6 protein-coding genes are annotated in these 6,489 nt (G+C 58.3%); 4 read left to right on the top strand and 2 right to left on the bottom strand.

Features of this window, described 5'->3' with window-relative positions; all coding sequences use genetic code 11:
* Positions 1-116: 116 nt before the first annotated feature.
* On the bottom strand, positions 117-1,121 hold the full coding sequence (locus Q0F21_RS04470; RefSeq protein ID WP_297237785.1) for a lysylphosphatidylglycerol synthase transmembrane domain-containing protein: 1,005 nt from the start codon (positions 1,119-1,121) through the stop codon (positions 117-119).
* Positions 1,122-1,279: 158 nt separating this feature from the next.
* Here Q0F21_RS04470 and rsmA point away from each other — a divergent pair, with 158 nt between their 5' ends.
* From rsmA to Q0F21_RS04450, 4 genes are read left to right on the top strand one after another with little or no spacing between them, the layout of a single operon-like run.
* Positions 1,280-2,098 (top strand): 16S rRNA (adenine(1518)-N(6)/adenine(1519)-N(6))-dimethyltransferase RsmA, encoded by an 819-nt coding sequence (gene rsmA / locus Q0F21_RS04465; RefSeq protein WP_297237783.1) that lies wholly within the window; start codon positions 1,280-1,282, stop codon positions 2,096-2,098.
* Positions 2,095-3,453, top strand: a complete 1,359-nt coding sequence (mgtE, locus tag Q0F21_RS04460) for a magnesium transporter (protein WP_018107524.1) — start codon at positions 2,095-2,097, stop codon at positions 3,451-3,453. Before rsmA ends, mgtE begins: the two co-directional genes overlap by 4 nt.
* 12 nt (positions 3,454-3,465) lie before the next feature.
* Positions 3,466-5,004, top strand: a complete 1,539-nt coding sequence (locus Q0F21_RS04455; RefSeq protein WP_297237781.1) for a family 10 glycosylhydrolase — start codon at positions 3,466-3,468, stop codon at positions 5,002-5,004.
* A 26-nt stretch (positions 5,005-5,030) separates the two neighbouring features.
* The gene (locus Q0F21_RS04450; protein WP_297237779.1) at positions 5,031-6,008 is read left to right on the top strand and encodes an NAD(P)-dependent oxidoreductase; all 978 of its coding nucleotides are present in this window, start codon (positions 5,031-5,033) and stop codon (positions 6,006-6,008) included.
* A 295-nt stretch (positions 6,009-6,303) separates the two neighbouring features.
* Here Q0F21_RS04450 and Q0F21_RS04445 read toward each other — a convergent pair.
* On the bottom strand, positions 6,304-6,489 hold a 186-nt coding region (locus Q0F21_RS04445; RefSeq protein WP_297237777.1), incomplete at its 5' end, for a transposase.

Here is a 6,489-nt window from a genome sequence, read left to right as displayed (position 1 = left end):
ATAGGGCATGCCCATCACAGCGGGGTCGGTCAGGAAGGTCTCGAGGTACTGTCGTACATCCTCCACCCGACAGGAGCGAGGGGAGCCGGTATTGGTGAGCAGGTATCCGGTCTTAGTCATGATTCGGGGTTCTCTCGGAGTAGGGGGAGGAGGAGGATCGCCACCAGTCCGACCAGGGTCGTGGTGGCGGTCTGTGAGGCGTGGACGATCAGGGCAAAGGAGGCCGCCGGATCAGCAGCCACGCCGAAGAAGATCAGCGACTGGATCACCACAAAGTGCCACGGTCCGATATTTCCCTGTACAGGGAGGATCGAGGAGATCGTGATGAGTGAGAAGATCACCAGTGCCACGTCGGCTCCGAGCCTTTCGGTAAAGCTAAAAGCCTGAAATGTGAGGTAGAATGCAAAGAAGTAACAGAGCCAGATGCCGAGGGTGTAGAGGAGGAAGAGCCACCTAGCGCCACGACTCATCTCACCGATGGTTCGCAGACCGGCCAGGAAGTCGAGCCACCCCTTCTGCAACTTACGGCGGAGCTGAAAGTGTCGGATCAGCCACCGCAGAAGAAAGACCACGAGGAGGAGTGCCAGGATCAGGATCAGCCAGGTCCGCGGGGACCCTGCCGGTCCGCCGACTGAGGACCTCCGCACATAGTCGTGGAGAAAGGTGGTGAAGTAGGTCGCATTGAGAGCCAGCCCGGGGATGATCAGGAGGAGGGTGGTGATCATGTCGACAGCGCGCTCGGCAATCATCGTCCCGAGGAGCCGGGAGAAGGGGAGTCCCGTGTAGCCCTGCATGGAGGTGCAGCGCCAGAGATCCCCGAGTCTTGGGATCGCCATATTGACCGCATAGCTGCCCTGGACGTGGAGGATGGAGGCGCCCAGAGTAGAGCCCATCCCCTCACGTCGAAGCGGCTCCACCTGGAGGTCCCACCGGAGGGCACGGAAGAGTACGGAGATCGGTCCGAGGAGGCAGGTGAGGGCGATCACCTCCCACCTTACGTCACTCGTCAGCGTGGACCGGACCACCTCGAAGTCCACCTTACGATAGAGCAGCACGATCAGCAGCCCGCCGAGGAGGAGCGGGAGGATGATCCGGAGACTCTTGTGTAGCTTACTGGCCATGAGTGCGTGGGTCCGCAGTCTTTTTGGTACTTTTGTACGTAACGGGGTGCTGAGAAGTGGTGACCTCGGTGATAGATGGGGCAAAGGTAGTCTTTTTCGCTCTAAGTGAGCTCCTTCTCCTCCAACACCGCTGACAGAGAGCATCCTCCCTGAGTATAATGGCAAGACGCGTACGAGCTAAGAAAGCCCTCGGACAGCACTTCCTCCACGATGAGTCTGTGGCGGAGCGTATCGCTGAGATACTTGAGTCCCGTCGGGATCTGCCGATCCTGGAGGTGGGACCCGGTATGGGCGTACTGACGAAGTACCTCCTCCCTCTTTATCGGGATACGGTGGTGGTGGAGCTGGATCACGAGTCGGTGGACTACCTGAGGGAGACCTTCCCATCACTCAATGGGCGCCGGCTGATCGAGGGGGACTTCCTGACGCTGCCGCTGGACCGAGTCTTCGCTAAGGAGGAGCCCTTCCTGCTGATCGGGAATTACCCGTACAATATCTCGAGCCAGATCTTCTTCCACATGCTGGAGTACCGTGACCTGATCCCTATGGCAGGCGGTATGCTGCAGAAGGAAGTGGCTCGCCGACTGACGTCTGAGCCGGGGAGCAGAGACTACGGGATCCTTACGGTCCTGCTGCGAGCCTGGTACGATGCTGAGTACCTCTTTACCGTCCCGCCGGGAGCCTTCACCCCACCCCCTAAGGTCCAGAGCGGAGTACTCCGACTGACGCGCAACGACCGGACCTCTCTCGGCGTGGAAGAGGGGCGCTTTCGTCAGGTGGTGAAGGCGGCCTTTGCGCAGCGGCGTAAGATGATCCGATCCTCGCTGAGAGGTCTCCTGCCGGAGCCGATCCCGCCGGAGCTGGAGCGCTACCTGACGATGCGTCCGGAGCAGCTCGATGTGGAGGACTTCATTGCCCTGACAAGAGCTGTGGATCGGACGATGACCTGCCCTAATGATGACGAGAAGCTGAGATGATCGAACTGACCCCCGAGCTGACCAAGGAGCTCCGCGACTACCTCCGGAGCAATGATGCGGCAAAGCTGCAGCGGACCTTCAATGCGATGCACCCGACGGACATCGCCACCTTCATCGACGACCTGTCGGATGAGGATGCGACGCGTGCGCTGAGGGTGCTGCCGGACGTGAAGGTGGCGGACGTGATCACCGAGATGGATGAGGACCGACGGAGGGAGATCCTCTCGCTGGTGCCGGAGCAGGAGATCGCTACGAAGATCGTCCAGAATATGGATACCGACGACGCGGCAGACCTCATCCGTGACCTCCGCGCCGAGCGGCAGGATGCGATCTTGGCTCATATACCGGACCTGGATCAGGCGGGGAATATCGTCGACCTGCTCCACTACGATGAGGATACCGCAGGAGGGGTGATGCGGAAGGAGATGATCGTGGTCAATGCCAACTGGTCCATGCCGATGTGCCTCGATGAGATGCGCCGGCAGGCTGAGGAGCTGGATGAGATCTACTATGTCTACGTCGTCGATGACCTAAAGCGCCTGATCGGTATACTGCCAACCAAGACCGTGATCACCAATCCCTCCATCAGCGAGATACGGTACGTCATGCTGCCCAATCCCGTGATCCTCCACGAGAGCGACTCGATGGATACGGTGATCAATACCTTCGACCAGTATGACCTGGTGGCGATACCGGTCGTCGACGCCCTCGGACGACTGAAGGGGGTGATCACCATCGATGACGTCGTCGATGAGATGCGGGAGAAGCACGAGGCTGAGAGCCAGATGGCGAGCGGTCTCTCCTCCGACATCGACACATCGGACAATATCCTCAAGCAGACCGGAGCTCGCCTGCCGTGGCTCCTGATCGGCATGATCGGGGGAATATTCAATAGTCAGCTCCTGGGCGTGTACGACAATGTCTTCGAGATGATCCCGCAGATCTCCCTTTTCATCCCCCTGATCGGTGGTACGGGAGGAAATGTCGGCATGCAGTCCTCGACCATCGTGGTGCAGGATCTCGCTCGGGGGACCCTGGATCTGAAGCGGATCCCACGCACGATCCTCAATGACCTGTGCGTCGCCCTGGTGATCGCCAGTGTGATCAGCATGGTAGTCTTTACCTACAATTACTTCTACATCAAGGATATGCTCGTGATGGCGAGTGTCTCGATCAGCCTCTTCGTCGTGGTGATCTGCGCCAGCCTCTTCGGCTCTGTGATCCCCCTCCTGATGCATGCGGTGAAGATCGACCCTGCACGTGCCACAGGTCCCTTCATCACCATATTGGACGACCTGATCGGCATGTTTGTCTACATGACCATCACCCAGGCACTGTATGGACACTTTCACTGATACACTACAGAGATGAGACAGCCCCTTAACCTCCTTCCGCTTCTCCTATCCATCCTCCTACTCGCCTCCGGGTGCGGATCGCGCAAGAGCGTGGTCGAGAAGGCGGCCGAGAGAGCCTACTCCGCCGACTATGAGGCTCCGCGCAAGGAGGTAAGAGCGGTATGGTTTCCCACCGTCTTCCGCTCCCAGTACGGCCGGATGACGGTGGCAGAGCTACAGGCAGACCTGAGACGCAAAGTAGACGAACTGGCGAAGCTGGGGGTAAATGTGATCTACTTCCAAGTTCGTCCGGAGGCTGACGCCTGGTACTACTCCCCCTATGAGCCGTGGAGCCGATTCCTGACGGGTGAGCAGGGGCGCGCCCCGGAGCCGCTCTGGGATCCCCTTGCCTTTATGATAAAGATCTGCCACGAGCGCTCGATCGAGCTACATGCCTGGATCAATCCCTACCGCGCCGTGGCCGACATCTCTTCCTACGTCGCACAGGGGCATCCCTCGAAGCAGCATCCGGAGTGGTTTGTCCGATATGGCAAGCAACTGCTCTTCAATCCCGGGCTCCCCGAGGTGCGCGCCTACACCTGTAAGGTGGTGCGCGACCTCGTCACCCGATACGACCTGGACGGGATCCATATGGACGACTACTTCTACCCCTACCCCATCGCCGGCGAGGCCTTTGATGACGAAGCGGCTTATCGGCTGTATGGGCAAGCCTTTGCTTCCAAGGATGACTGGCGAAGGAACAACGTCACCCAGCTGATCCGAGACCTGTCACAGACCATCCGTAGCGTCAAGCCCTACGTCCAGCTCGGCATCAGTCCCTTCGGCATCTACAGAAATGAGCGAACCCACCCGGTCGGATCCAAGACCGGTGGGCTGCAAAACTATGACGATCTCTACGCCGATATCCTCCTCTGGGACCAGGAGGGGCTGATGGACTATGTGGTGCCTCAGATCTACTGGAATATGGGACATAAGGTGGCTGACTACACTGAGCTGGTGCTCTGGTGGTCGCGCCACATAAAGAACGCTCAGCTGATCGTGGGGCAGCATGTCCGGCGGACGATGGATGGCGATCAGCTTCACCCCAAGATGGTGCTCGCCGCTAAGCACACCTCCGGTAACTCGATCTGGCCCGGCGATGATCTCTGGGGAAACTCCTACAAGGGGATAGCTGAGCAGCTCCACAAGGACTACTGGTCCGTCCCCGCTCTCGTCCCAGCGCGACCCTACCCCGCCTCCATGGAGCCATTCCCGGAGCCGGAGAGGGATGCTGCCATGCTGACCGGCTCAGGACGCCAGGAGCTGGTCTGGATGGACGATCTCCCTCTGCCACCCGGTCAGCAGACGGCGTACTATGTGATCTACTGTCACCCACGGCGTGCCAAGATCCAGAAGGCTCTTGATCCGGAAAATATTGTCGGCCGGACACACGAGTGCCGCTTCCGCCCGTTAGACCTGGGGGGAAAGTTTAAGGTCGCCTTCACCATCACCCGCATCGATCGCTTCGGCCACGAGCATGTGGTCGCAAGAGAGGTCCACGCGGTATTATGACTTAACGTTTTCACTACAGAATAGCTATGAACCACAAGATTGCATTTACCTTTCCCCCCTTCAAGCCCGAGGGCTATGACGAGCTGAAGGAGAAGGGCTGTGAGGTCTTTATGCCTGAGCCGGGCTTTGCCTACAGCGCGGACGACCTCTCGAGCCTACCTGAGGACGCTGAGGTGATCGCCTCCAGCTTTACCCACCCGATCACGGAGGAGGTGATGAACCACTTCCCTAAGCTCAGGATGATCGCTAACTACGGCGTGGGCTTCAATAACATCGACCTGGATGCGGCGAAGAAGCGTGGCATTGCGGTCTCCAATACCCCTCGCTCCGTGATCCAAGGGACGGCGGAGCTGACGATGGCACTGCTGCTGTCGCTCACCCGTCGAATCACCGTCTGGGATAGCAGACTGCGTCGCGATCGCGATGCGGTGAATACCGGTCTTATGGGGACCGACCTGGGAGGCAAGACCATCGGACTGGTCGGCTTCGGAAATATCGCTCGCCGCGTGGCAGACTTCCTGCGCCCTTATGGGGTCAAGATCCTCTATAATAAGCGCCACAGACTAGACCCACTCGAGGAGGAGGCTCTTGGCGTAACGTATGCTGACCTCGAGACACTGCTCCGTGAGAGCGATATCGTATCCCTACATACCCCGCTTAATGCGGAGTCGAAGCACCTGATCAACGCAGAGACGATCAAGCTGATGCGTGACGGAGCTATTCTCGTCAACGTCGCACGAGGAGCGGTGATGGACGAGCAGGCGGTCGTGGATGCCCTACGGAGCGGAAAGCTCGCCGGCGCTGCCTTTGATGTCTTTGAGCACAATGATAAGCCCCTTGATGCACTCTACGATATGGAGAACGTCGTAATGACTCCTCACGTGGGCACACAAACGACTGAGTCGCGTCTCGCCATGGAGTATGAGCATCGTGACAATATGCTCGGCTTCCTCCTCGGTGACAGACCGGTCGCCTACGTCTACAATCCAGCCGCCAAGGACTAAGAAGCTCATCCCTACAGCACCATACAAGATCCGACTACGTGTGTGATCACGTGGTCGGTTTTTATATGTCCCGAGGAGCGGCACCTCGCCATAGCAATAGGCTTAGATCAAGTGGTGTGGAGTGAAGTGCTGCAAAGGTACGACCCCGAAGAGAGTGATCGTCCCGTAGGGTCTCGTAAAGTATATTAGCTGCAAAAAGAATCAACTATACTCATGTCAGACAGACTGGCTAATTCGCATTTTGATGTGCTGGGATGGGGAGGATGGTGAAAGGGGAGTTGTTGATGTGAGGGATTTAGGAGAAGTGGAGGGCGATGCGGTAGAGAAAGAAGTCGGTGTTTCTGGCTCCGTAGTTGACGCTGACGAAGCGCTGCAGATTTTGATTGAGAGCCTCCGCCTTTGCATTGCTCTCCCGGCGGTAGAAGTACCTCAGAATGGGGGTGGAATTTGACCGGAGGAAGTTGGCGATGTTGCGTATCTC

The organism is uncultured Porphyromonas sp. (assembly GCF_934359325.1).
Classification (GTDB): Bacteria; Bacteroidota; Bacteroidia; order Bacteroidales; family Porphyromonadaceae; genus Porphyromonas_A.
The sequence above is the reverse complement of the archived record's forward strand: the minus strand, read 5'-3'. Positions and strand labels throughout refer to the sequence as shown.

Bases quoted from the DNA above. Each gene is read 5' to 3' on its own strand.
- Q0F21_RS04470 (WP_297237785.1), bottom strand. From the start codon at position 1,121: ATGGCCAGTAAGCTACACAAGAGTCTCCGGATCATCCTCCCGCTCCTC.
- rsmA (WP_297237783.1), top strand. From the start codon at position 1,280: ATGGCAAGACGCGTACGAGCTAAGAAAGCCCTCGGACAGCACTTCCTC.
- mgtE (WP_018107524.1), top strand. From the start codon at position 2,095: ATGATCGAACTGACCCCCGAGCTGACCAAGGAGCTCCGCGACTACCTC.
- Q0F21_RS04455 (WP_297237781.1), top strand. From the start codon at position 3,466: ATGAGACAGCCCCTTAACCTCCTTCCGCTTCTCCTATCCATCCTCCTA.
- Q0F21_RS04450 (WP_297237779.1), top strand. From the start codon at position 5,031: ATGAACCACAAGATTGCATTTACCTTTCCCCCCTTCAAGCCCGAGGGC.